This window comes from Streptomyces sp. 17_S59, assembly GCF_056930295.1.
Map to the genome: position 1 here is coordinate 4,775,960 of NZ_JBXOWD010000001.1, position 23,682 is coordinate 4,799,641.

Sequence of the window (23,682 nt, forward strand, 5' to 3'; positions counted from 1 at the left end):
TCACATGCTGAGACGAGGGAGACTCCGGGTGACCGTCGCGGGGTGTCTGCTGACCGCTGCAACGGCGGTCGCCGCACCCGCCCCCACCGCATCGGCTTCCACGGCCTCCACCGCCACATCGGCCACCACCTGCACCATCGCCGTACCGCAGTACTTCCAACGCCGCTGGACCGAGTCCGGCGGTGCGGACGGATCGTTCGGCTGCCCGACGGGCAACGCCTCCACGTACGGGAACGGGATGTACCAGTGGTTCGACAGAGGAGCCATGGTCCTGTCCCCCGACCAGGGCCCCAACATGGTGGCCTCCGCCTACCGCGTGGGCAACAGCATCCGCTTCGATTGGGGACTCAGCGACCCCTTCAACTACGACGGCTGGCTCATCAACATCCGCCGCGACGGCCAGGACATCAACGGCGACCAGGAATGCATCACCACCAAGGGCGACTGCGGCCGTTACAGCGGCACCGCATGGTGGTACAACGTCCAGCCCGGCCAGTACCGCATCGCCGTCGAGGGCTGTGACCTGGGCATGGGGCACACCTGCCGCCAGCGGTGGACCCTGCCCGTCTACCTCTACCTCTGAGCACTCCGCCCGTCCGGGTCCTGCCGCATCAGGGCCGCGTCAGTAGATCCGGGCCGAGCGGGCCGAGCGGGCCGAGCGGGCTGCGGCACATACCGTGATTCCCGTCTTTCAAGGGGGGGAGTCGTGATGTCTGCACGTCCGGGCGTGGCCACTGCGGCAGGGCGGTTCGCCCTGGTGGCCGGAGCGGCCATGGTCGCGGTCGGCGGTGTCGGCGCTGTGTGGATCGTGCTGTGGATCTTCGACGCCGCCCCCGGCCAGAACCGGTGGCTGGGTGGCTGGGTCGTCTTCGCGTGGTGTCTGCTCGTCCTGGGCATGGGGGCGGATCTGGTGTGGAGCGGGCGTGGCATCCTGCGCGGCCGCCCCCGCGCCCTGCCCAGGGCGGACAAGGTCTTCGGGCTCGTCATGGGGGTGGCCTCGCTCGGCATCGCTGCAGGACTCGGCGCGAAGGCTGCCGGAGAAGCGGGGCACGACGGTCGGTGGACGCCTGCCATGGCAGGCTTCGTCGCGGTGTGGGGGCTATCGGCGACCGGCCTCGTGCTGTGCTCCGCCAAGGGCACGCAGCGGTACGTCGCCCTCGACCTGCGCCGTCAAGTGCGCACCATGTCCACCGTTGTCGCGGAACTCGCGGCCGGGGCGTCCTTGGGCACCTACATCGAGTTGTTCCAGATCCCGAACGAAGTCGTGTACGTCTACGAGCGCGGCGCCGTGTTCTTCCATGGGCCCCGGGCCATGGAGAAGCCGGGCAGCGGGCGGACGTTCCTCGTGAAGTGGGAGGAGGTCGAGCGGTTCGAGCACGCTCCCGCCCTGACGCGTCAGAACGGGCTTCCCGGCTACAAGTGCTGCTTCCGGTACCGAGGCAGGCTCCACCGGATGTCCGCCTGGGAGGATGCCCGCGCGGAACCGACCGTGCAGCGCTTCGCGCACCTGGTGGAGCCGATGATCGGGCGAGAGCAGTTGTTCCGGATGCTGGCGACTCTCCGGCAGTGTGAGGCCGTGGACTTTCGGGCGGCCGCCGTCAGGCAGGACGGACTCTGTAAGTACGAGTGGTTCCTCCTGATGAAGTTCCGCAGGCGCGTGCCCTGGGCCGAGATAGATCACGTCGAGATGGGGCCGCGCGACGATCAGCTGTCGCATGCGGACTGCATCGTCGTACATGCCAAGAGCGGGAACCGGGAGTGGGTGATCTGGGACCCTGTCGGCATCCCCGACCAGGCGGCGTTCGTCGGCTTGCTGGAACACTTCGGCGTCGATGTCCGGGTCGGTCACCCTGAGCGCAGTTGCAGTGCCTAATGGTCAACTGACATGGCTGGACGATCCGGACAACGTCATCAAACGCACTCAATCGTTCAACTTGCCATGAACTGAGCCTTAGTTCGCGTGTGCGCTCTACGGTGGTCCCACATCAAGCGACCCCCGAGCAGGCTCGCACCCTGCGCCGGGGGTCTACAGCCACCAGGAGACAGGCCTCCCAGGGATGCACCGGAATGCTAGCGCGCCCATGCGCTTCTTCTCTCAGGTACCGAACGAAATCATCCGCCATCCGCGGCTGTCGGCGAACGCCGTGCGGCTGCTGCTCTGGCAGCTCTCCCTGCCCGAGGACGCCGATGATGCCTTCTACGACACCGCCAAGCGCGCCGGGATCAAGAAGACCGCCTTCACCCGCGCCAAGCGGGAGTTGATCGACGAAGGCTACTTCCACGAGTGGCGCCTGCAAGGCGCCGACGGGCGGTGGACCACCGAGCAGCTCATTTCCAACGTTCCGATCAGTCGCGAGGAAGCCACCGCCATTCGTGACGGGAAGCAGCAGCAGCCGCCGGGTGACCCGGATCCGGCCCCCGGTTCGCCGTCGCGCCGGGCCGTCGGCCGTTCCCCTAAGAACACTGAGGGGAACACCTCCCACCCTCCCCTCCCGCAGGCCGAGCCGGAGGCTCCGGTCGAGGAGCCGGAGGGAGAGGGCGGTGGGGAGCCATCGAGCAGCGCTCACACCGAGCGTGCCGGTCGGCTCCTCGCCGGGCTCGTCCGGATCGACCGGCGGCTCCGGCTCGGTCGGCGTGAGGTGCGGCAGCTCGCGCCGCTCGTGGGGGAGTGGTTCGTGCGCGGCGCCACCTCGGCGGATCTGCACGACGCGCTGATCTCCGGGCTGCCCGAGCGGGTGCATTCCCCCGCCGGGCTCCTGCGGGACCGGCTCCAGCGCAAGATGCCCGAGAAGCGGGCCTTCGCAGACGCACCCCGCCCGCAGCCCCTGCGGCCCTGCGCGGGTGGCTGCGGGCGGGTCATCCGGCCTGTTGCGGATGAGACGCATTGCCGGGATTGCCGGATGGAAGCCGCGGCGGCAGCCAGGCACGCAGAGGAGTCAGGTGCCGTCGCCGCCACCCGGCGTGGCATGGTCGCCGTGCGTGCCGCCATGCGGGGCGCCTGTTTGCCGTGATCGCTACAGGCCCTGCCACACCGGCTTGTTCGCGTACGTGTGCCGGAAGTAGTCCGCCAGCTTCAGCTTCGAGGCCGCCGCCTCGTCCACGACCACCGTCGCATGGCGGTGCAGCTGCAGCGCCGACGCCGGGACCAGTGCCGAGACCGGGCCCTCCACCGTCTGGGCCACGGCGTCCGCCTTGCCCTCGCCCGTGGCCAGCAGGACCAGGTGGCGGGCCTCCAGGATCGTGCCGATGCCCTGGGTGATCACGTGGTGCGGCACCTGGTCGATGTCGCCGTCGAAGAAGCGCGCGTTGTCGACGCGGGTCTGCTCCGTCAGCGTCTTGATGCGGGTGCGGGACGCCAGCGAGGAGCACGGCTCGTTGAAGCCGATGTGGCCGTCGGTGCCGATGCCGAGCAGCTGGATGTCCACGCCGCCTGCCTCGGTCAGCGCGCTGTCGTACGCGTCGCACGCGGCCTGGACGTCCTCGGCGGTGCCGTCGGGGCCCATGAACGAGGACTGGGGGAGGCCGAGGGGCTCGACCACGGTGCGCAGGACCGTCGAGCGGTACGACTCGGGGTGGTCGGCCGGCAGGCCGACGTACTCGTCGAGCTGGCAGATGCGGGCGTGCGAGGCGTCCACCTCGCCGGCCCGGACCTTGGCCGCCAGCGCCTCGTAGACGGGCAGCGGAGTCGAACCGGTGGCGACGCCGAGCAGCGCGTCGGGCTTGCGGCGCAGCAGAGCGGCCATGGCCTCGGCGATCAGAGCGCCGCCTGCCTTGGCGTCCGGGACGATGACAACTTCCACGCTGGGCCTGCCGATCTGGAGAGGTGGTGGTATAGACCAATTTCCAATTTAGCAGAGTCGGGGAAGGGCGGCCGTGAACGACTGCGGGCCGCGGCGCCTGGCCGGGACCCTCAACCCGACCGGCACCGCAGCCCGGAGCGACGCCGGCCGGGCCCGGTCGGTGCGGGGTGTGCGGGCCCCGCGGCCGGGGAGTGGCCGACGGAGGCCGTCCCACCTCTCAAGGTGGCGTACGGCCTCGATCCGCCCCTTGTGTGGAGGGGCGGACGCTTTGCCTTCTCATTGTGGACTAGACCAATCGCCGCTGTCCATGCCTCGTCCGCGCCTCGGCCACGTCTTGGCCGCGCCTTGTCCATGCCCTTTCGCCGTCACGCGCGGGTAGGCTCGCAGGCGTGCCCTCCATGAACGACCTCGTACGTCAGCACACCGACCTCGGCGACTCCGATCTCGAGTGGCTCCACCTGCTGGTCTCGGAGTGGCAGCTGCTCTCCGACCTGTCCTTCGCCGACCTGGTGCTGTGGGTCCCCACCCGGGACGGGACGCGTTACGTCTCCGTCGCGCAGATGCGGCCCAATACCGGGCCCACCTCCTATCAGAACGACATGGTCGGCCACCTCGTGCCGCGCGGCCGCCGGCCCATGCTCGACGCCGCGCTCGACGAGGGCCGGATCGTGCGCGAGGGCGACCCGGAGTGGCGGGAGGAGGTGCCCGTGCGGGTCGAGTCCATCCCGGTGCGGAGGGAGGGGCGGGTGCTGGGTGTGATCGCCCGGAACACCAATCTGCTGACCGTGCGGACGCCCAGTCGGCTTGAGCTGACCTATCTGCAGAGTGCTTCCGATCTTGCCCAGATGATCGCGGCCGGGACCTTCCCCTTCCCTGGTCAACAAGTCGACATGGATGCCTCGCCGCGGGCCGGGGACGGGCTGATCAGGCTCGACGCCGACGGCATCGTCCAGTACGCCAGCCCCAACGCCCTCTCCGCCTACCACCGGCTCGGCCTCGCCGCCGATCTCGTCGGGCATCATCTGGGCGAGACCACCGCTCAGTTGGCGCCCTCGCGCGGCCCGGTCGACGAGGGACTCGCCAAGCTCGCCAGCGGCTGGGCGCCGCGCGAGTTCGAGGTCGAGGCCAACGACGGGGTGATTCATCTGAGAGCCATTCCGCTCAAACCCAAGGGCAGTCACATCGGTTCGCTCGTACTGTTGCGCGACGTAACCGAACTGCGACGGCGCGAACGCGAGTTGATCACCAAGGACGCCACCATCCGGGAGATCCACCACCGGGTGAAGAACAACCTCCAGACCGTGGCCGCCCTGCTGCGCCTCCAGGCCCGCCGCATCGGCTCGCCGGAGGGCCGCGAGGCGCTGGAGGAGGCCGTCCGCCGGGTCGGTTCCATTGCGATCGTCCATGAGACGCTGTCGCAGAACCTTGACGAGCGGGTGGAGTTCGACGAGATCGCCGACCGGGTCCTGGCCATGGTCGCCGAGATCTCCCCGGGCCGGGTGGCCGCCCGCCGCACCGGCCGCTTCGGGATACTCGACGCCGAGGTGGCCACCCCGCTGTCGATGGTGCTGACCGAACTGCTCCAGAACGCCCTCGAACACGGCTTCGGCCCGGGGGAACAGGGCACCGTCGAGGTCACCACCGTCCGCAGTGGCACCCGCAAGGATGCCCGGCTGCTGATCTCCGTGCAGGACGACGGGCGCGGTCTGCCGGAAGGCTTCGATCCGCAGCGGGCCGGCAATCTGGGACTGCAGATCGTACGAACCCTGGTGGAGGGGGAGTTGGGCGGAAAGTTCGACATGCTGCCCGGTTCCGAGCGCGGCACCCGAGTGGTGCTCGATATTCCGGTACGGGCCGAGAAGCCCTGATTCCGTATCAGAAAAGCACTCAGAAAAGCACTGAGCCCCGGCCTCATATGAGAGGCACGGGGCTCAAAGCTTCACGGTGCTGTGCTTAGCGCACTGTGGGGGGGTACTGCGCGCTGCGGCTCGGGGGCCGAGGGGCGTCGTCAGGCGGTCGCGTTGCGCGCCCGGTTGCGGGCGGCGCGGCGCTTCATCGCGCGACGCTCGTCCTCGCTGAGGCCACCCCAGACGCCGGAGTCCTGGCCGGACTCGAGCGCCCACTGCAGGCACTGCTCCATCACGGGGCAGCGGCGGCAGACGGCCTTGGCTTCCTCGATCTGCAGCAGCGCAGGACCGGTGTTGCCGATGGGGAAGAACAGCTCGGGGTCTTCCTCGCGGCAAACGGCGTTGTGACGCCAGTCCATGGCTGCTCCATCTCCTCGTGTTACGGCTACGTGGCTTGTGAATGTGAACGCTTTCACGAATCCCTCCGCCAGGGAAGGGCCGACCTCCAGTCGGCAGACTGGTGCGGTCCAAGGAGGGTGAGGAGGGGATTCGGGCTGTCCGGGGAAGCCTTGAACGGAGGGCTGTCCCGATCGCCACGAGAAGACTCGCAAACCTCGGCGACGGATACAACCCCTTCCGGAAAGTTTTTTTTGATTCCTCGGTGTCGGCTCGGTCACAGCCGTCATTCCAGGGGGTGGAACCCAGTCTAAACGTTCGACTGGAAGGACTTTAGGCCCTAGCACTCACACAATCACACGCAGTGCACGGCGAACGCCTGTGAACGTCACACTGGTGCGCACTCCCAGGTGGTCACCGTCCATCTGGAAGGGGAGGGGAACCTGCGATTGCAAGGTGAAAGAGGTCTGGTCATGCAGTGACACAGCGTGTTTGCCCTCCGGCCCGCGCTCCGGGGTCGAGGTCATCAGCTGGGTTGCGTACCGGGCCACCGTCAGTGACGACAGCTTGGTGAATCCCAGCACGTCGAGGGCGGTGTCGAAGGAGGCGCGGGGCGCCGCGTACACCGGCCGGTTGCCCAGATAGGTCCACGGGGCGGTGTTGCAGATTATCGACATGACGAGATTCTCGAGTGGCTCCTCGCCGGGCCGTTCGAGCGTGATCGTGCCGTGCCGGCGGTTCGGCTCGCCGAGGAACTGACGCAGCACCTGTCGCACGTACAGGGAATGCGTCGAACGCTTGCCGCGCTCCCGCTGCTGCTCCACCCGGCCGACGACCCCCGCGTCGAAGCCGAACCCCGCGCAGAACGTGAACCAGCGCGCCGGAACGCCCTCGTCCTCCGAGCCGGGCGTGCCGGACGCCAGGCCGAGGCCCACCGTGCGCTCGGAGCCGTCGCGCAGCGCGTCCAGCAGGGCGCCGGTCGCCTCCACCACGTCGTTGGGCAGGCCCAGCGCGCGGGCGAAGACATTGGTGGAGCCACCGGGCACCACGGCCAGCCGGGGCAGGCCCTCCGGATCCGGGCCGCCGTGCAGCAGCCCGTTCACCACCTCGTTGACCGTGCCGTCCCCGCCGAGGGCGACCACCAGCTCTATGTTTCCGCTCTCCGCGGCCCTGCGTGCGAGGTCCCGGGCGTGCCCGCGGTACTCCGTCGTGGCGACCTCCAGCTTGAGGTCGCTGGCCAGCGCGTGCGCCAGGACATCACGAGTACGGGCACTGGTAGTGGTGGCCGAAGGATTGACCACGAGAAGCGCACGCATGCGCGCCAGCCTACCTACCTGTGGGTACACGCCCCATCGCAGGCCCTCCTCCCGTGGCCCTCCTGTGGCCTGAACGGAGCGGGCGGCGCCGCCGTCCGGGGTGTGCGTACGGCTACCCTGCTGGGGTGAGCAGCAAGCAGTCCGCGTCGAAAACCGCGTCGAAAACCGTCCGGAAGAGCGCCGGGAACGCCGCGAAGGCCAGGCAGGTCGCGTCCGCCGCCCCCGCCGGTCCCCGTCCGGCCCGGATCTCGGCCGCCGCCGCGCTGGCCGGCCTGGAGGGCGTGGCGCTGGCCGTCTCGGGCATCTGCCTCCTGGTCCTGGGCCTGCTCGGCAAGCCGGACAGCCCGCAGCAGGCGGAGACGCTGGGCGTGACCGTGCTCGTCCTGGCGGCACTGCCGCTGGTGGCCGCGCGCGGGCTGTGGCTGCGCCGCCGCTGGAGCCGCGGCCCGGCGATGATCACCCAGATCATGGCGCTGCCGGTGGCCTGGACGCTCTTCAACGGCGGCGGCGCGCTCGCCGCGGGCGCCGTCGTCCTCGCGCTGGTCGCCGTGGCCACCCTGGTGCTGCTGGTGAACCCCACGGCGACCGAGGCCCTCGGGGCCGGGCCGCGCGAGTCCTGACCCGGGGGGAGTGATCGGGGCGCCGGTCGCCGGTGCCCGTTACTCCTCGATGAGCAGCCTGTCCCTCAGCTGCGCCAGCGTGCGGGCCAGCAGCCGGGACACGTGCATCTGGGAGATGCCCACCTCCTGCGCGATCTGCGACTGCGTCATGTTGCCGAAGAACCGCAGCAGCAGGATCTTCTTCTCGCGCGGCGGCAGGTCCTCCAGCAGCGGCTTGAGCGACTCGCGGTACTCCACGCCCTCCAGCGCCTCGTCCTCCGCGCCGAGGGTGTCCGCGACCGCCGGGGACTCGTCGTCCGTGTCGGGGACGTCCAGCGAGAGCGTGCTGTACGCATTGGCCGACTCCAGCCCCTCCAGCACCTCCTCCTCGGAGATCCCCAGGTGCTCGGCCAGCTCGTGCACCGTGGGGGCCCGGCCGTGCCGCTGGGACAGCTCGGCCGTGGCCGTGGTCAGCGACAGCCGCAGCTCCTGGAGCCGGCGCGGTACCCGAACCGCCCAGCCCTTGTCGCGGAAGTGCCGCTTGATCTCGCCGACCACCGTGGGCGTCGCATACGTGGAGAACTCCACCCCGCGGTCCGGGTCGAACCGGTCCACCGACTTGATCAGCCCGATCGTGGCGACCTGCGTCAGGTCGTCCAGCGGCTCGCCGCGGTTCCGGAACCGCCGGGCCAGGTGCTCCACCAGCGGCAGGTGCATCCGCACGAGGTTGTTGCGCAGCTCGGCCCGTTCCGGCGAGCCGTCCGGGAGCCCGCGCAGCTCGACGAACAGGGCCCGGGCACCGCTGCGGTCATGCGGATCGGCGTGCCGGTGCCGCTGCTGTTGCTGGTCCATGTGGTCCGCCCGCTCTGGTGGGTCGCCCGCCCGGTCCGGTCCCGGGCTCGTCTGATCCGGTGCAGGCTCCGCCGGATGCGGCCGGGCAGTCTGCTGCGGGATGGCCGGGGTGCGCACTCCCCGCGATGAAGCAGTACTCACGGAGCCCCCTCTTCCGTCACGGCTGCCCGGGGCCGGCGCCGCGCTTCTTGTGCAGGCTGATGCTGACCGTACGGTCGTCCGCGACGTCGGAGTCGACCTCGCCGGCCAGCGCGGAGAGCACCGTCCAGGCGAAGGTGTCGCGCTCGGGCGCGCGGCCGTCCGTGGTGGGTGCCGAGACCGTCACCCGGAGCGCGTCGCCGACCAGGCGGAAGACGCAGCTGAGCACCGAGCCGGGCACGGCCTGTTGCAGCAGGATCGCGCACGCCTCGTCGACGGCGATGCGCAAGTCCTCGATCTCGTCGAGGGTGAAGTCCAGGCGGGCCGCGAGGCCGGCTGTCGCCGTCCGCAGCACCGACAGGTAGGCACCGGCAGCGGGCAGCCGGACTTCCACGAAGTCCTGGGTCGTCCCAGGCTCGCCTGCGATGGGGGACACCCTCACCTCCAAGGTGGCACAAGCTTGTTGAGCTGTCGGGAGTGCCGGTTCCGGGGCCTTCGGCGGCCCTCGGTCGAAGGGTGACGCGGCCCGGAGCGGCACGTGGTCCGGCTGAGACGCTATCGCGATCTGCGGTTTCGCGCCGCAGCCCCGCGACTGTCACTCATGGTAAACCCGTGAGTACGGACAGTGGCTAGGGTCTTGCGGTCTCGATTCGAAAGAGAAGTCGGCCTGTTCGGCGGCCTGTTGGGATTTTCGTCACTCTACGCGAGCGCCGCAAGACTGTGGAGCGGTTCCCCCGACAGGCGCTGCACCGTCCACTCCTCCATGGGCTCCGCGCCGATCGACTTGTAGAACGCGATCGACGGTGCGTTCCAGTCCAGCACTGACCATTCGAAACGCCGGTAGCCGCGGTCCACGCAGATGCGCGCCAGCGCCGCCAGGAGCGCCTTGCCGTACCCCGCGCCGCGCGCGTGCGGGCGCACGTACAGGTCCTCCAGGTAAATACCGTGTGTGCCCGTCCACGTCGAGAAGTTGCGGAACCAGGGCGCGAATCCGACGGGCTCCTCCGCCGCCTCGTCACTCTCCGCCACCAGTGCGAAGATCGCCGGGTCGGGGCCGAACAGCGCATCGTGCAACTGTTCCTCGGTGGACCGGACCTTGTCCAGTGCCCGTTCGTAGTCCGCCAGTTCGCGGATCATCGCGTGCACGGCCGGGACGTCTGCGGGGGTTGCGGGTCGGATCATGGCTGCATGCTAGGCGCGCATGCCGGGGTGTGTCCTCGGGGGTGTCCTGGGTGTTCTGGGTGCCCTGGGCGTCCTGGGTGTCCTGGGTGTCCTGAGGATCGTCTTCAGACGATGTGCTTGTCCACGTAGCACCAGCGCCAGCTCTGCCCCGGCTCGAAGCTGCGCATCACCGCATGGCCCGTCTCCTCGAAGTGCGCCGTCGCGTGCCGGTACGGCGAGGAGTCGCAGCAGCCCACGTGCCCGCACACCAGGCACAGCCGCAGCTGCACCGGATGGCTGCCCCGGGCCGCGCACTCCGGGCACGTGGGGGTCAGCGGTTCCGGTTCGGGGCGCGGCAGCCGGGGGAGATGAGGGCACTCGATCATGATGGCCAGGTTAGTTCCGACAGGCCGGACAAGTCGGGATCGCGCCGGCCGGAGACGGGTGGTCGCCATGGACGTCATGCCCCTGCTGGTCCTCGTCGCGGGCAGCGCCGCCGTCGCCGGCGCCGCCCGCCGCACCCACCTGCCCCCGCCCCTGCTGCTCGTCGCCGCCGGGCTCGCGGCCTCGTACCTGCCGGGCGTCCCGGACTACCGCCTCGACCCCGACGTCGTCCTCCCGCTCGTCCTCCCGCCGCTCCTCCACACCGCCGCGCTCGACAGCTCCTACCTCGACCTGCGCGCCAACATCCGGCCCGTCGCGCTGCTCTCCGTCGGCTACGTCCTCTTCGCCACGCTCTCCGTCGGGTACGTCGCCTCCCGCGTCGTGCCCGGACTGCCGGCCGGTGCCGCGCTCGTGCTCGGCGCCGTCGTCGCGCCGCCCGACGCCGTCGCCGCCACCGCCATCGCCCGGCGGCTCGGGCTGCCGTCCCGCATCACCACCATCCTCCAGGGCGAGTCCCTGGTGAACGACGCCACCGCCATCACCGCCTACAACGTCGCTCGCGCCGCCGCCGTCGGTGCGGGCGTCACCTGGCTGCACGGCATCCGGGAGTTCGCGGTCGCCTCGCTCGGCGGCATCGGCGTCGGGCTCGTCCTCATGGTCCCCCTCCACTGGCTCCGCACCCACCTGCGCGAACCGCTGCTCCAGAACACCCTCTCCCTGCTCATCCCCTTCGTCGCCTACGGCGCCGCCGAGCAGGTCGGGGCCTCGGGGGTGCTCGCCGTCGTGGTCGTCGCCCTGTACCTCGGGCACCGCTCCTGGCAGGTCGACTTCGCCACGCGGCTGCAGGAGGCGGCGGTGTGGCGGATGGTCGCCTTCCTGCTGGAGTCGGCCGTCTTCGCGTTGATCGGGCTGCAGCTGCGGGTGGTGCTCGGCGGGCTCGGGACGTACGGGCTGGGGGAGGCCGCCTGGTACGCCGTTGCTGTTTTCGTGGCGGTCGTGGCGGTCCGGTACGTGTGGGTGTTCCCGGCCACCTTCGTGCCGCGTGCCCTGTCCGCCCGGATCCGGGAGCGCGAGCCCGACACGGACTGGAAGGCGCCGGTCGTGGTCGGCTGGGCCGGGATGCGCGGGGTCGTCTCGCTCGCCGTTGCTTTTTCGGTTCCTGTCACTACGCAGAGCGGTGCGCCGTTCCCGGCGCGGAACCTGATTCTGTTTCTGACGTTCACGACGGTGATCGGGACCCTGGTCGTGCAGGGGCTCACCCTGCCCGCGCTGATCCGCCGGCTGCGGTTGCCCGAGCGGGACGCCGCTGCGGAGACGCTCGTCGAGGCCCAGGCCCAGAGCGAGGCCTCGGCCGCTGCGGAGCGGCGCCTGGAGGAGCTGCTTGTTGATCAGCGCAATGCGCTGCCGTCGCCGCTCGCCGACCGGCTGCGGGCGGTGCTGGAGCGGCGGCGCAATGCGGTGTGGGAACGGCTGGGGGCGGTCGACGAGCGGACGGGGGAGTCGGTGGACGACACATACCGGCGGCTGGCCCGTGAGGTCATCGGGGCGGAGCGGGAGGTCTTCGTGGCGCTGCGGGATGCGCGGCGCATTGACGACGAGATGCTGCGGACGCTGTTGCGGCGGCTGGATCTGGAGGAGGCGACTGCTTGGCGGGAGTCGGGCTGAGGTTCGGTGGCTGAGGTCTGGTGGTTGATGCCGTCTGTCGTGTGCGGGGGCGGGGCGGGACGGGTGGGTCCTTCTGGGGCTGCAATTTCGTGGGGTGAACGGTGTTGCCATGGGTTCCCCGAACCGCCCACGAAACCGCTTTACGCCCCTGCCAGGACCCACCCGTCCCGCCCCGCCCCCTCCCGTCGGCGGTCCACCATCCGGTTCCGCCCGGTTGTGGGCAGGCGCGCCGCCCGGTTGTGGGCAATCGTTCCTCCCCCAGCTACCGCTGGGAGGTGCCCCCAGGCGATGGGGGTGCCCCCATGCCGTTCAGGCAATGGGGGAGGGCGGGCACAACCGGAACGCGGACCCGCACCCGCACCGGCAACCACGGGTTACGGCGCCCCCGTGATCACGGCAACCACGCGGGTGCCAGGGGCGAACGCCCCCTCCTCCGCCAGCGCCGTCAACCCGTACAGCATCTTCGCCACATACAGCCGCTCCACCGGCATCCCATGGCGAGCCGCAAAGTCCGCCGCGAATCCCTCCAGCTCCGCCGGAACCTTCGCGTACCCGCCGAAGTGGAAGCGCTCGTCCAGTCCCCATTCCCCGCGTCGGCCACCGAATGCCTCTTGCTGCAGGCGGAGTATTTCCGCGCCCAGGAAGCCGCCCTTGAGGACCGGGAAGCCGATCGCCCGCTGGTCGTCGGCCAGGCCCGCCGCCAGACCCGCCAGCGTCCCGCCCGTCCCGCAGGCCACCCCCACCACGTCCCCCATCCCCCGCAGCTCGCGTCCCAGCACGGCACAGCCCTGCGCGGCCGCGGCATTGCTGCCCCCTTCCGGGACGACGTACGCGCCCGGCGGGACCAGCGCGGCCAGCACCTCCGGCTCCGCCTTGCGGCGGTACGTCGCGCGGTCGACGAAGCGCAGCTCCATGCCGTCGGCGGCGCAGCGGGCCAGGGAGGGGTTGAGCGGTCGGTCCGCCAGCTCGTCGCCGCGTACGACGCCGATCGTCCCGAAGCCCAGCAGCCGGCCGGCCGCCGCCGTGGCCCGCAGGTGGTTGGAGTACGCCCCGCCGAACGTGAGCAGCGTCCGGCAGCCCGACTCGGCGGCGGCGCGCAGATTGGGCTCCAGCTTGCGCCACTTGTTGCCCGGCAGGTCGGGGTGTATCAGGTCGTCCCGCTTGAGCAGCAGCCGCAGGCCGCGCCGGGCGAACCGCTCGTCGTCCACCTCCACGAGGGGAGACGGCAGCAGCGGCCGCAGAGCCGCGGTGTCGGCCACGCCGGGGGGATTGTCGCTGGTCACGTGGTCCATTTTGTACGCTGATCCGGCCAGCGAGGAGAAACAGAAAGCGCATCACCGTGGACTACCAGGCCGTACTCGAAGAGGTCGCCGCCTTCGCGCAGCCCCTGGTCGGCCGGGGGCAGGTGGCCGACTACATCCCCGCCCTGGCCGAGGTGGACGTCGCGCAGTTCGGCATGGCCGTCGCCGACGTCGACGGCGGTGTGTACGGCGTGGGGGACTGGCAGCGGCCCTTCTCCGTGCAGTCCATCTCCAAGGCGTTCAGCCTCGCCCTGGTGCTGGCCGAGGGCGGCGACCGGATCTGGGAGCGGGTCGGCACGGAGCCGTCCGGCAACCCCTTCAACTCCCTGGTGCAGCTGGAGTACGAGAACGGGATTCCGCGCAATCCGTTCATCAACGCCGGTGCGCTGGTCGTGACCGACCGGCTGCAGACGCTCACGGGCGACGCCAGCACGACGATGCTGGAGTTCCTGCGGGCGGAGAGCAGTAATCCGGGCGTTTCCTTCGACCCGGCCGTCGCCAAGTCCGAGTCCGAGCACGGCGACCGCAATGCCGCTCTGGCCCACTTCATGGCCAGTTACGGCAATCTCGACAATCCCGTGCCGACCGTTCTGGAGCACTACTTCTGGCAGTGCTCCATCAAGATGAGCTGCCGCGACCTCGCCCTGGCGGCCGGCTTCCTGGCCCGGCACGGCCTGCGCACCGACGGCACCCGGCTGCTGCCGCGCCGGGAGGCGAAGCAGGTCAACGCGGTGATGCTCACGTGCGGCACGTACGACGCCGCCGGCGACTTCGCCTACCGGGTGGGCCTGCCGGGCAAGAGCGGCGTGGGCGGCGGCATCGTGGCGGTGATACCGGGCCGCTGCACCCTGTGCGTCTGGAGCCCGGGCCTGGACGCCCGCGGCAACTCGGTGGCAGGCGTCGCCGCCCTGGACCACTTCACGAGCCTGACGGGTTGGTCCGTCTTCTGACGGTGACTACTCAGCCCGTCCGGCGTTTGAGGACACCGCGCGTCAGCGCGGTTCGGGGTCTGGGGGCGGAGCCCCCCCACGCGGCGGAGCCGCAAATCGATACAGCCGGGAAGGGGCGGGATAGGGGAAAAACACCCCCCGCCCCACCTACGGGCACCGAATGATCTGCCCCGCATACGACAGGTTGCCCCCGAAGCCGAACAGCAGCACCGGCGCCCCCGACGCCACCTTCCCCGACGCCACCAGCTTCGACAGCGCCAGCGGAATACTCGCCGCCGACGTGTTCCCCGACTCCGTCACATCGCTCGCAACCACCGCATTCACCGCCCCGATCTTCCGCGCCACCGGCTCGATGATCCGCAGGTTCGCCTGGTGCAGCACCACCGCCGCCAGGTCCTCCGGCCGCACCCCGCCGCGCTCGCACACCTGCCGGGCGATCGGCGGGAGCTTCGTCGTGGCCCAGCGGTAGACGGCCTGGCCCTCCTGCGCGAAGCGGGACGGCGTGCCCTCGATGCGGACCGCGTGCCCCATCTCGGGCAGCGAGCCCCACACCACCGGGCCTATCCCCGGCTCGTCCGAGGCCGTGACCACGGCCGCGCCCGCGCCGTCGCCGACCAGGACGCAGGTGGTGCGGTCGGTCCAGTCGGCGACGTCGGTGAACTTCTCCACGCCCACGACCAGCGCGTTCACCGCCGCCCCGGCGCGGATGGCGTGATCGGCGGTGGCCAGGGCGTGGGTGAAGCCGGCGCAGACGACGTTGACGTCCATGACGGCGGGGGCCGCCAGGCCCAGCGCGGCGGCGACCCGGGCGGCCGTGTTCGGGCTGCGGTCGACGGCCGTGCAGGTGGCGACGAGCACGAGGTCGATGTCGGCCGCGGCCAGTCCGCTGTTGGCCAGGGCCTTGGCGGCCGCCGCGGCGGCCATGTCCGCGACCGTCTCGGTCGGCTCGGCCACGCGGCGGGTGCGGATGCCGACGCGTGTGCGGATCCATTCGTCGCTGGTGTCCACCATGGTGGCCAGCTCGTCGTTGGTGAGCACCCTGGCCGGCTGGTAGTGGCCGAGGGCCAGGATGCGGGACCCGGACATCGGAGGTTCCTCCTGCGCGCGCGTGGACATGGACCTCCCAGTGTTGACGCTGGGTCGCCGGGGCGGGGTATGTGATCCACCAATGTTCCGGCCGGTAACTGGTGAGATCCACACAGGGCCCGGCAGCGGGAGCCGCCGGGCCCTGACCCTACGGGTCGGTCACCGAACGGTGCGTCAGCGCAGCGACAGCGCGGTGCGGAAGGTGGTGAACAGCTCGGTCTGGTCGGTGACGCCGAGCACCCGGAAGGCCTGCGGGCCCTGGGCCGCGATGCGGACCTGGGTGCCGGTGTGCTCCTGGGACTGGCCCGGGGTGTTGGTGGAGTAGTTCACCTTCAGCTGCCGGCCCTCGTTGGTGACCAGCGTCGAGGACAGGCCGGGCGGGTTGGCCTCCAGCGGCACGATCTGGCTGCTGTGGCCGTGGTCGGCGGTGGTGACGACCAGGGTGTCCGGGTGTTGGGCGGCGTACTCGCGGGCGGCCTTGACCGCGCGGTCGAAGGCGGCGGTCTCGCCGATCTGGCCGCAGGGGTCGGCGGCGTGGTCGCGCTTGTCGATGGAGGCGCCCTCGACCTGGAGGAAGAAGCCGTTCTTCTTGCCCTTGCCGGTGCTCAGCAGCTCCAGCGCCTTGCGGGTCTGGCTCTCCAGGTCCGGGGTGCCGGCCTTGCGCTCGGGGTTGTCCGTCACACAGCGCTGGGCGGCCGTGCCGCCGACGGCGGCGTTCTTGCCGGTCCACTCGACCGGGACGTTGCCGGGGGCGAAGAGGCCCAGCACCGGCTTGCCGGCCCGCACCGAGGAGAGGCCCTTGGCGTCCGTCACGACCTGGTAGCCGAGCTTCTCGGCCTGCTGGGTGACGGTCATGCCCTGGAAGCGGCCCTCGGTGATCTTCTGGTCGAAGCGGGCCTTGCCGCCGCCCAGGAGCACGTCGACCTTGTGATTGACGCTCTGCTCGGCGATCGAGCCCGGGCCGCCCTTGGCGATCGTGTCGTTCGGGCACGCCTTCATGTCGGCCGGGCCCTGGCAGCTGCGGTCGGTGGCGTGCGAGGCGAGCACGGCCGGGGTGGCGTCGGTCATCTCGGCGGTGGTGACGCTGCCGGTGGCCAGGCCGTTGCGCTGGGCCAGCTCCAGGATGGTGGCCATCGGCCTGTCGGTGCCGGGGGTCTTGGATATCCGGCCGTTGACGGTCTTGTGGCCGGTCGCCCAGCCGGTGCCGCTGGCGGCGGAGTCCGTGACGTAGTCCGGCTTGCCGTCCTTGTCCACGGAGTACGTGGTGTACGCGCCCGTCAGCGGGAACTTGTCCATGTTCAGGCGGCCCGCGGCGCCCACGGTGTAGTCGCGGGCCAGGGTGATCTCCGAGTCGCCCATGCCGTCACCGAGGAGCAGGATGACGTTCTTGGCCTTCTTCGGGGCGTGTCCCGCGCCGATCGCCGGGCCGTTCTGTTCGGTCGCCGATGCCGCGGCGGGCACGGCGATCCCGGCGACGAGCAGTGCGGCGGCGCCCCAGGCGAGACGGCGTCGGTGCGGACGAGAAGCCATGGTGATTTCCTCCCTGACGGTCCGGGGCGCGGCGCCCCGGCCGGGAGGAAGCTCACCAGGGGCGGGTGTACCGGGGGAGACGGCCAGGTGGCCCGGAGATCACCGGGCGTTGTCGACGGTGCTGCCGGCCGCCGCCACGGGGGCCGCGGCCTGGGTCGTGGTGCCCGTGCCGTCGTCCTTCATGGCCTTGGCCTCGCTCTTGAGTATGCGCATGGACTTGCCGAGGGCACGCGCGGTGTCCGGCAGCTTCTTCGACCCGAACAGGACGACCATGACGAGCACGACCACGAGGATATGCCAGGGTTCCAGGGCGTTGCGCAGCACGGTCGCCCCACCGCCTCTCATTCTCAGTTGATGCTTTCAACTGACGCTTCCGGGATTCCCGTCCACCATACTTGCCAGGTTGCGCAAATGGACAACCAAAGTCCGTCGCCGTCCGTCTCACCAGGAGACAAGGCACGGACAGCGGGGGAGTGAACGAGGTCATCATGACGGGCAGGCGGGGCAGGTCCGGGAAACGCCGGGTACGGATCGTGGTCGCCGTCGCGGTCTCCTTCCTGGTGCTGCTGACCGCCGGCGCGGGCTGGCTGTACCTGAAGCTCAACGGCAACATCAACACCTTCGACGCGGACGGCCTCTCCAAGAACCGCCCCGAGGCGGGCGCGGCCGGGCAGAACGTCCTGGTCATCGGCTCCGACTCGAGGTCGGGGGAGAACGCGGGCCTCGGCGGCGGCGAGGGCGACGTGGGCCGCTCCGACACCGCCTTCCTCCTGCACGTCTACGACGACCGCAAGCACGCCGTCGCCGTCTCCATCCCCCGGGACACGCTCCTCGACATCCCGCCCTGCAAGCTGCCCGACGGCAGCTGGACCGAGGAACAGCACCACGTGATGTTCAACTCGGCCTTCTCCGTGGGGGAATCCGCCAAGGGCAACCCCGCCTGCACCCAGAACACCGTGGAGCGGCTCACCGGCCTGCGGGTCGACCACACCGTGGTCGTGGACTTCGCCGGCTTCTCCGCGATGACCTCCGCCGTGGGCGGCGTCGACGTGTGCGCGCCCACCGACGTCTACCAGGGCGACCTCAACCCCAACCTCGGCACGCACGGCGACCTCCTCTTCCACAAGGGGAAGCAGAGCGTCTCCGGTCAGAAGGCGCTGGACTACGTGCGCGTGCGGCACGGCATCGGCGACGGCTCCGACATCGGCCGCATACAGCGCCAGCAGGCGTTCGTCTCCGCCATGATCAAGAAGGTCCGGGCGCAGGGCTTCAACCCGACCACGCTGCTGCCCCTCGCCGACGCGGCCACCAAGTCGATGACCGTGGACCCCGGGCTGGGCTCGGCCCAGAAGATGCTGTCGTTCGCGATGTCCCTCAAGAACGTCGACCTGCACGACATGAAGTTCGTGACCCTGCCGTGGCGCTACGACGGCAACCGGGTGGCGATCGTGCAGCCCGACGCGGACGCGCTGTGGGCGGCCCTGAAGGCGGACCGCACGGTCGACGGCAAGAGCACGGGCAAGAACGGCGACAAGGCCCAGGCCCAGGCGCAGTCCCCGGGGCAGCCCTCGCCCGCCGGGACCGAGGCCGTCTCCGGTGACGGCGCGAAGGTCTCCGTCGTCAACGGCACGGGCGTCAACGGGCTCGCCGCCAAGGCCGCCGCCTCGCTCAGGGAGCACGGCTTCACCGTCACCGACACCACCACCTACAGCAACGGCGAGCAGGCGACCACCATCATCGAGTTCGGCCCCGGCCAGGCGGCGAACGCCCGGACCGCGGCCCGGCTGTTCCCCGGGGCGTACGTCCGCGGCACCGCCGCGGAGGGCGTCTCGATCCTCCTCGGCCACGACTACGCGGCCGGGCCCGCCGACCCCTCGGCGGCATCCTCGTCCCCGCCGTCCCCGAGCGCGCTCTCCGCCGACGTGCTCGGCAGGGCCCGGTCGGCGGACGACGACCCCTGCGCCAACCTCTCGTACGGGTAGGCGACCGCGTGCCTGACGGGACCGCTTTCGAATTGGGGGCACAGTGAGTCGTAGTCGAAACGGAATGTCGTAACGGAACGTCGTATCGGAATGTCCGCCTCCGCGAGCCCAAGGAGCGACCCCATGTACGCCACCGCTACCCGCCGGGCGCTGCCAGGGCCGTTGCCGGCCCTGATCGCCGCGCTGTTCGCCCTGCTTGCGCTGGCCGCCCCGGCCGCGTACGCCCCGGCCGCACAGGCCGACGGCGGGCTGGACACCGTGGCCCAGGCGCTGCGGAAGGGCCCCGTCTACGTCGACCCGCGGGCCGCCGGGCAGCTATCGGCGGGCGACGCCGACGCCCTGGCCAAGAAGATCAAGGACGCGGACAAGCCGGTCTTCGTGGCCGTGCTGCCCGACGCCCCCGAGTTCCCCAGGGCCACGCTGCTGCGGGACCTCCGCACCAAGGTCGGGATCGCCGGCGTCTACGCCGTCCACCTCGGCGACGCCTTCAACGCCGCCGCCGACCGCTCCGTGATGTCCCGCAACGCCGTCTCCAACCTCGTCGGCGCCGTCAAGCGCTCCGGCGGCGACGTCAACACCCAGCTGAACAGCTTCGTCGACCAGGCCGGCCGGATCGCCCAGGGCCACGAGCCCGGCTCCTGGGGCGGCGGCGAGCAGGGCATCGGGGCCGCCGGGCTGATCACCGGGGGCGCGGTCGTGGTGGCGGGCGGCGCGGGCGCGTACGTCCTCTACCGGCGCAGCAAGCGCAGGCGGGAGGAGCGCGAGCGGGCCGAGCTGGACGCGCTGCGCGTCGTCGTCGACGAGGACATCACGGCCTTCGGCGAGGAGCTGGACCGGCTGGACTTCTCCCCGTCCGAGGCCGGTGCGACGGACGAGATGCGGGCGGACTACGAGCGGGCCCTGGACGCCTACGAGGAGGCCAAGGCCAAGATGGCCGCGGCGGGGAAGCCGCAGGACGTGCAGGGCGTCACCGAGTCCCTGGAGAACGGGCGGTTCGCCCTCGCCACCCTCGCCGCGCGGCGCACCGGGGCCCCGCTGCCCCAGCGGCGGCCCCCGTGCTTCTTCGACCCGCGGCACGGGCCGTCCGTGCAGGACGTGGCGTGGGCGCCGCCCGGCGGCGCGATGCGGACCGTGCCGGCGTGCGCGGCGGACGCGGCGCGGGTGGCGTCCGGCGAGGAGCCGATGTCCCGCCAGGTGCAGACGGCCGCCGGCCCCCAGCCGTACTGGAACGCGGGCCCGGCGTACGCGCCGTGGGCGGGCGGCTACTTCGGCGGCGGCCTGCTGCCGGGCCTGCTGGTCGGCACGATGCTGGGCGGCCTCCTGAGCGGCCCCGCATACGGGGCCCCCACGTCCTTCGAGGGCGGCACGGGCCCGGAGGGCGGGGAGGACACGGGCGCGGACTTCAACCCGGACGACTTCAACGGCGGCTGGGGGGACGGGGGCGGAGGCTTCGGCGGGGGCGACGGGGGCGGCGGCTTCGGGGGCGGGGACTGGTAGGGGGGTTTCTTTCCCCGATCCCGCCCCTTCCCGGTTGTATCGATTTGCGGCTCCGCCGCGTGGGGGGTTCCGGGGCGGAGCCCCGAGTTTTGGCCCCGCGCGCAGCGCGAGGGGCCCAGGGGGCAGGGGGCGAAGCCCCCGTTCCTCACCCCGGGGTCCGGGGGCTTGCCCCCGGTTACGGGAAGGGGCGGGTCAGGGGAGAGAACCGCCCCGTCCTGGCCACCCGCAGCGCGCCCCCGTACAGCACCAGCACCAGCGCCACCAGCCCGTAATACATCACCGGCAACCCCGCCATCGACAGCACCGCCCCCACCCCCGACAACGGCAGCAGCAGCCCCACCACCGCCAGCCCCGCCACCGCCAGCCGCACCGGCCCCGGGCCGAGCCCGCGGCCCGGGCGCAGCAGGACCATCACCATCGCCTGGGTCAGCAGGTTCTCCGTGAACCACCCGGCGTGGAACGCCTCCTGCCCCCCGTCCCCGCCCAGCGACCGCACCGCCAGCACCAGCACCGCGAACGTCGCCAGGTCCGCCGCCGCGTTCAGCAGGCCGAAGCCCGTGACGAAGCGGAGCAGCGCGCGCGGGCGCAGCACCGTGGGGCGGGTGTGGGCCGTCCGGCCCGGCTCGTCGAAGGCGAGCGCCAGCTGGGCCGCGTCGAAGAAGAGGTTCTGCACCAGCACCTGCGCCGGGAGCATCGGCAGGAAGGGCAGCATCAGCCCGGCCACCAGCATCGCGATGACGTTTCCGAAGTTGGACGACAGCGTGATGCGCAGATACGTCGTGATGTTGGCGGTGCTGCGCCGGCCCGCGACGATCGCCCGGTCCAGGGCGGTGAGGTCCTTGGAGGCCAGCACCACGTCGGCCGCCTCGCGCGCCACGTCCACCCCGTCGCGCGGGCAGATCCCCACGTCGGCGGCGTGCAGCGCGGCCAGGTCGTTGACGCCGTCGCCGAGGAAACCGGTGGCGTGCCCCCCGGCCCGCAGGGCGCGGACGATCCGGGCCTTGTGCTCGGGGGCGCACCGCGCGAAGACCGTGGTGCGGGCGGCAAGGCGGGCCAGCTCCGCATCGTCCAGGGCCTCGGTGCGGTCGGCCGTGACGACCTCGCCGGGCTCCAGGCCCAGCTCGCGGCAGACCCGCGCGGCGGTGCCAGGGTGGTCGCCGGTGAGGACCTTCACCGCCACGCCCCGGTGGGCGAGTTCGGTGAGCGCCTCGGCGGCGGTGGGCGCGATCGCGTCGGCGAGGGCGACAAAGCCCGTGAAGGTCAGGTCGCGCTCGTCGGCCTCGGTGTACGGGCGGTTCCGCGCGGGCCGCTCGGCCCGGGCCACGGCCAGGACCCGCAGCCCGTCCGCGGCCAGCGCGTCGGCGCGGCGGGCCAGCCGGGCCCGGTCGGCGGCGTCGAGGGCGCAGCGCTCCAGGACGTCCTCGGGGGCGCCCTTGACGACGAGGACGTGGGTGCCGGCGAGGGCGAAGCGCGGGTCGCCGGGGCGCCGCACGACGGCGGTGGACAGGCGGCGGCCGGGCCCGCAGGGGAGCGCGTCCACCCCCTCGTACTCGTCGAACGCGTCCTCCGCGCCGGACGCGGCGGCCACCGCGTCCGCCTCCAGGATCGCCTCGTCCAGCGCGTCGGGAACGGGCAGCTCGGCCAGGTGCAGCGTCCACAGGGCGTTGACGGCGGCCCAGCGCAGGACGCCCGGGTCGTCGCGGCCGTCCGCGTCCAGGGCGCGGGCGAGGACGGGCCGGTCCTGGGTGAGGGTGCCGGTCTTGTCCACGCACAGCACGTCCACCGCACCGAGGTCGTGCAGGGCGGGCAGCCGTCTGACGATCACCTCGCCGCCGCGGGCGAGCAGCGCGGCGCCGCGGGCCAGCGTGGTCGTCACGATCACCGGCAGCATCTCGGGCGTCATCCCGACGGCCACGGCGACCGCGAACGGCAGCGTCTCCAGCCCCCGCCCGCGCAGCAGCGCGCCGGAGACCAGCACCACGGGCGCGGTGAGCAGCATGAACCGGATGAGGGTCCAGGCGATGCCGTTGACGGAGCGCTCGAAGGGGCTGCGGTCGCGCCGGTCGGGCCGCCGCTCCTCCGGCAGGGCGCCGGAGAGCAGGGTGTCGGCCCCGGTGGCCACGACGACGCCGCTGCCGGTGCCGGAGACGACGCTGCTGCCCTGGTGACACGGGTCCTGGGCGGCCTTGCCCACGGGCACCGACTCGCCGGTCAGGGCCGCCTCGTGCACCGTCAGCCCGGTCGTGCGCAGCATCCGCAGGTCCGCCGGGACGAGGTCGCCGGGGCCCAGCAACACCACGTCGCCCGGCACGAGCTGCTCGACGGGCAGCTCGCGGGTGGCCGGCGGGGAGGCCTCCGTCGCGCGGCGGCGGACCGTGGCCGTCGTGGCGACCAGTTCGCGCAGCGAGGCGGCCGAGCGGTCGGCGCGGTGCTCGCCCGTGGCGCGCAGCACGCAGCTGACCGTCACCAGGACGGCGATCACCCCGGCGGTCGCCCACGCGGCCAGCACGCCCGAGACGATGCCCAGGCCGATGAGCACGGCGGTGAAGGGGTCGCGCAGGCTGCGCGCGAAGCGGCGCGGCCAGGACAGGGGGCGCCGCCCGGGGAAGGCGTTGTCGCCGTGGCGCGCGAGCCGCGCCTCGGCCTCCGCCTCCACCAGTCCGCGCGGCCCGCTCTCCAGGGCGCGCAGCACCTCCAGCGTGGTGCCGCCGTCCTGCGCGGCGGCCGGGCGGGCCTCAGGCGCCCAGGCCACGGAGGCGTCCGGCCCCGGTCGGGACGTTCCCACCGCCGGCCTGCCGGTCGGCCAGCTGACCGACCATCAGCCGTACGATGCTCACCACATTGGGGTCGTCCACCAGGTACACCACCCGGCGCCCCTCGCGCCGGGACCGCACCAGCCCCGCCAGCTTCAGCTTCGCCAGGTGCTGGCTGATGGCGGGCAGCGCGCCGCCCACCCGCTCGGCCAGCCCGCTCACGTCGCTCTCGCCCTGGGCCAGGGCCCAGACGAGGTGGAGGCGTGCGGACGACGCGAGGAGCCCGAAGGCGGCGGCCGCCTCGGCCAGTACCTCCGCCGACGGATCGCACGAGCCGTCGAAGGGCCCTTCGACGCTCTCGAAGCTTCCGACGCCTGCCGTCACTGTCGCTCTCCCGTCCCCATCGGGCTTCCCTCCGCCCGGGA

22 protein-coding genes are annotated in these 23,682 nt (G+C 71.8%); 9 read left to right on the top strand and 13 right to left on the bottom strand.

Annotation, left to right across the window (positions count from 1 at the left end):
* Positions 1–28 precede the first annotated feature (28 nt).
* The 3 genes from AC1Z4A_RS21785 to AC1Z4A_RS21795 all read left to right on the top strand — a co-directional run bounded on the left by AC1Z4A_RS21785 (position 29) and on the right by AC1Z4A_RS21795 (position 3,011).
* Positions 29–583 (top strand): hypothetical protein, encoded by a 555-nt coding sequence (locus AC1Z4A_RS21785; RefSeq protein WP_483681279.1) that lies wholly within the window; start codon positions 29–31, stop codon positions 581–583.
* 126 nt (positions 584–709) lie between these two features.
* Complete coding sequence (locus AC1Z4A_RS21790; protein WP_483681280.1) at positions 710–1,873, top strand: hypothetical protein; 1,164 nt, start codon at positions 710–712, stop codon at positions 1,871–1,873.
* 208 nt (positions 1,874–2,081) lie between these two features.
* Complete coding sequence (locus tag AC1Z4A_RS21795; RefSeq protein WP_483681282.1) at positions 2,082–3,011, top strand: hypothetical protein; 930 nt, start codon at positions 2,082–2,084, stop codon at positions 3,009–3,011.
* A 3-nt stretch (positions 3,012–3,014) separates the two neighbouring features.
* Here the strand turns inward: AC1Z4A_RS21795 and nagB are convergent, their stop codons facing one another.
* Complete coding sequence (nagB, locus tag AC1Z4A_RS21800) at positions 3,015–3,800, bottom strand: glucosamine-6-phosphate deaminase (protein WP_483681283.1); 786 nt, start codon at positions 3,798–3,800, stop codon at positions 3,015–3,017.
* 398 nt (positions 3,801–4,198) lie between these two features.
* Here nagB and AC1Z4A_RS21805 point away from each other — a divergent pair, with 398 nt between their 5' ends.
* Positions 4,199–5,668 carry a sensor histidine kinase gene (locus AC1Z4A_RS21805; RefSeq protein ID WP_483683678.1) on the top strand — a complete coding sequence of 490 codons (1,470 nt, stop codon included), beginning with the start codon at positions 4,199–4,201 and terminating at the stop codon, positions 5,666–5,668.
* Between the two features lie 140 nt (positions 5,669–5,808).
* On the opposite strand, the gene AC1Z4A_RS21810 is transcribed toward AC1Z4A_RS21805, so the two are convergent.
* The gene (locus AC1Z4A_RS21810; protein ID WP_004937597.1) at positions 5,809–6,066 is read right to left on the bottom strand and encodes a WhiB family transcriptional regulator; all 258 of its coding nucleotides are present in this window, start codon (positions 6,064–6,066) and stop codon (positions 5,809–5,811) included.
* Between the two features lie 324 nt (positions 6,067–6,390).
* Positions 6,391–7,359, bottom strand: a complete 969-nt coding sequence (locus AC1Z4A_RS21815; protein WP_483681292.1) for a diacylglycerol/lipid kinase family protein — start codon at positions 7,357–7,359, stop codon at positions 6,391–6,393.
* A gap of 125 nt (positions 7,360–7,484) precedes the next feature.
* Here AC1Z4A_RS21815 and AC1Z4A_RS21820 point away from each other — a divergent pair, with 125 nt between their 5' ends.
* Positions 7,485–7,979 (top strand): hypothetical protein, encoded by a 495-nt coding sequence (locus AC1Z4A_RS21820; protein WP_483681295.1) that lies wholly within the window; start codon positions 7,485–7,487, stop codon positions 7,977–7,979.
* A gap of 39 nt (positions 7,980–8,018) precedes the next feature.
* Here AC1Z4A_RS21820 and AC1Z4A_RS21825 read toward each other — a convergent pair whose 3' ends face one another.
* The 4 genes from AC1Z4A_RS21825 to AC1Z4A_RS21840 all read right to left on the bottom strand — a co-directional run bounded on the left by AC1Z4A_RS21825 (position 8,019) and on the right by AC1Z4A_RS21840 (position 10,495).
* Complete coding sequence (locus AC1Z4A_RS21825; protein ID WP_483681296.1) at positions 8,019–8,951, bottom strand: RNA polymerase sigma factor SigF; 933 nt, start codon at positions 8,949–8,951, stop codon at positions 8,019–8,021.
* Positions 8,952–8,967: 16 nt separating this feature from the next.
* On the bottom strand, positions 8,968–9,384 hold the full coding sequence (locus AC1Z4A_RS21830) for an ATP-binding protein (protein ID WP_099201236.1): 417 nt from the start codon (positions 9,382–9,384) through the stop codon (positions 8,968–8,970).
* Between the two features lie 263 nt (positions 9,385–9,647).
* The gene (locus AC1Z4A_RS21835) at positions 9,648–10,130 is read right to left on the bottom strand and encodes an N-acetyltransferase family protein (protein WP_483681297.1); all 483 of its coding nucleotides are present in this window, start codon (positions 10,128–10,130) and stop codon (positions 9,648–9,650) included.
* A 104-nt stretch (positions 10,131–10,234) separates the two neighbouring features.
* Positions 10,235–10,495, bottom strand: a complete 261-nt coding sequence (locus AC1Z4A_RS21840; RefSeq protein ID WP_483681299.1) for a UBP-type zinc finger domain-containing protein — start codon at positions 10,493–10,495, stop codon at positions 10,235–10,237.
* 67 nt (positions 10,496–10,562) lie between these two features.
* Between AC1Z4A_RS21840 and AC1Z4A_RS21845 the strand changes: the two genes are divergently transcribed.
* Complete coding sequence (locus AC1Z4A_RS21845; RefSeq protein ID WP_483681300.1) at positions 10,563–12,158, top strand: Na+/H+ antiporter; 1,596 nt, start codon at positions 10,563–10,565, stop codon at positions 12,156–12,158.
* Positions 12,159–12,532: 374 nt separating this feature from the next.
* Here AC1Z4A_RS21845 and AC1Z4A_RS21850 read toward each other — a convergent pair whose 3' ends face one another.
* Complete coding sequence (locus AC1Z4A_RS21850; RefSeq protein ID WP_483681301.1) at positions 12,533–13,450, bottom strand: 1-aminocyclopropane-1-carboxylate deaminase/D-cysteine desulfhydrase; 918 nt, start codon at positions 13,448–13,450, stop codon at positions 12,533–12,535.
* Positions 13,451–13,497: 47 nt separating this feature from the next.
* Between AC1Z4A_RS21850 and AC1Z4A_RS21855 the strand changes: the two genes are divergently transcribed.
* Entirely contained in the window at positions 13,498–14,409 is a 912-nt protein-coding gene (locus AC1Z4A_RS21855; protein WP_483681302.1) for a glutaminase, read from the top strand.
* Positions 14,410–14,556: 147 nt separating this feature from the next.
* Here the strand turns inward: AC1Z4A_RS21855 and AC1Z4A_RS21860 are convergent, their stop codons facing one another.
* The 3 genes from AC1Z4A_RS21860 to tatA form a co-directional block, all read right to left on the bottom strand.
* Positions 14,557–15,495 carry a beta-ketoacyl-ACP synthase III gene (locus tag AC1Z4A_RS21860; RefSeq protein WP_483681303.1) on the bottom strand — a complete coding sequence of 313 codons (939 nt, stop codon included), beginning with the start codon at positions 15,493–15,495 and terminating at the stop codon, positions 14,557–14,559.
* A 174-nt stretch (positions 15,496–15,669) separates the two neighbouring features.
* Entirely contained in the window at positions 15,670–17,025 is a 1,356-nt protein-coding gene (locus tag AC1Z4A_RS21865; RefSeq protein WP_483681304.1) for an alkaline phosphatase, read from the bottom strand.
* Between the two features lie 99 nt (positions 17,026–17,124).
* On the bottom strand, positions 17,125–17,370 hold the full coding sequence (tatA, locus tag AC1Z4A_RS21870) for a Sec-independent protein translocase subunit TatA (RefSeq protein ID WP_483681306.1): 246 nt from the start codon (positions 17,368–17,370) through the stop codon (positions 17,125–17,127).
* A 143-nt stretch (positions 17,371–17,513) separates the two neighbouring features.
* Between tatA and AC1Z4A_RS21875 the strand changes: the two genes are divergently transcribed.
* Together AC1Z4A_RS21875 and AC1Z4A_RS21880 are read left to right on the top strand one after the other, a co-directional pair.
* The gene (locus AC1Z4A_RS21875) at positions 17,514–19,007 is read left to right on the top strand and encodes an LCP family protein (RefSeq protein WP_483681308.1); all 1,494 of its coding nucleotides are present in this window, start codon (positions 17,514–17,516) and stop codon (positions 19,005–19,007) included.
* A gap of 123 nt (positions 19,008–19,130) precedes the next feature.
* Complete coding sequence (locus AC1Z4A_RS21880; protein WP_483681309.1) at positions 19,131–20,504, top strand: hypothetical protein; 1,374 nt, start codon at positions 19,131–19,133, stop codon at positions 20,502–20,504.
* A gap of 175 nt (positions 20,505–20,679) precedes the next feature.
* Here AC1Z4A_RS21880 and mgtA read toward each other — a convergent pair whose 3' ends face one another.
* Positions 20,680–23,256: a magnesium-translocating P-type ATPase gene (gene mgtA / locus AC1Z4A_RS21885; RefSeq protein ID WP_483681310.1), complete on the bottom strand. Its 2,577-nt coding sequence runs from the start codon at positions 23,254–23,256 to the stop codon at positions 20,680–20,682.
* On the bottom strand, positions 23,240–23,641 hold the full coding sequence (locus tag AC1Z4A_RS21890; RefSeq protein WP_483681312.1) for an ArsR/SmtB family transcription factor: 402 nt from the start codon (positions 23,639–23,641) through the stop codon (positions 23,240–23,242). The genes mgtA and AC1Z4A_RS21890 overlap by 17 nt, the downstream gene beginning before the upstream one ends.
* Positions 23,642–23,682 lie beyond the last annotated feature (41 nt).

Excerpts from the sequence above, each read along its gene's own strand:
- AC1Z4A_RS21865 (WP_483681304.1), bottom strand. The coding sequence starts at position 17,025 with ATGGCTTCTCGTCCGCACCGACGCCGTCTCGCCTGGGGCGCCGCCGCA.
- AC1Z4A_RS21840 (WP_483681299.1), bottom strand. The coding sequence starts at position 10,495 with ATGATCGAGTGCCCTCATCTCCCCCGGCTGCCGCGCCCCGAACCGGAA.
- AC1Z4A_RS21805 (WP_483683678.1), top strand. The coding sequence starts at position 4,199 with ATGAACGACCTCGTACGTCAGCACACCGACCTCGGCGACTCCGATCTC.
- AC1Z4A_RS21850 (WP_483681301.1), bottom strand. The coding sequence starts at position 13,450 with ATGGACCACGTGACCAGCGACAATCCCCCCGGCGTGGCCGACACCGCG.
- AC1Z4A_RS21860 (WP_483681303.1), bottom strand. The coding sequence starts at position 15,495 with ATGTCCGGGTCCCGCATCCTGGCCCTCGGCCACTACCAGCCGGCCAGG.
- AC1Z4A_RS21810 (WP_004937597.1), bottom strand. The coding sequence starts at position 6,066 with ATGGACTGGCGTCACAACGCCGTTTGCCGCGAGGAAGACCCCGAGCTG.
- AC1Z4A_RS21815 (WP_483681292.1), bottom strand. The coding sequence starts at position 7,359 with ATGCGTGCGCTTCTCGTGGTCAATCCTTCGGCCACCACTACCAGTGCC.
- AC1Z4A_RS21790 (WP_483681280.1), top strand. The coding sequence starts at position 710 with ATGTCTGCACGTCCGGGCGTGGCCACTGCGGCAGGGCGGTTCGCCCTG.
- AC1Z4A_RS21845 (WP_483681300.1), top strand. The coding sequence starts at position 10,563 with ATGGACGTCATGCCCCTGCTGGTCCTCGTCGCGGGCAGCGCCGCCGTC.
- AC1Z4A_RS21795 (WP_483681282.1), top strand. The coding sequence starts at position 2,082 with ATGCGCTTCTTCTCTCAGGTACCGAACGAAATCATCCGCCATCCGCGG.
- tatA (WP_483681306.1), bottom strand. The coding sequence starts at position 17,370 with ATGAGAGGCGGTGGGGCGACCGTGCTGCGCAACGCCCTGGAACCCTGG.
- AC1Z4A_RS21880 (WP_483681309.1), top strand. The coding sequence starts at position 19,131 with ATGTACGCCACCGCTACCCGCCGGGCGCTGCCAGGGCCGTTGCCGGCC.
- AC1Z4A_RS21835 (WP_483681297.1), bottom strand. The coding sequence starts at position 10,130 with ATGATCCGACCCGCAACCCCCGCAGACGTCCCGGCCGTGCACGCGATG.
- AC1Z4A_RS21875 (WP_483681308.1), top strand. The coding sequence starts at position 17,514 with ATGACGGGCAGGCGGGGCAGGTCCGGGAAACGCCGGGTACGGATCGTG.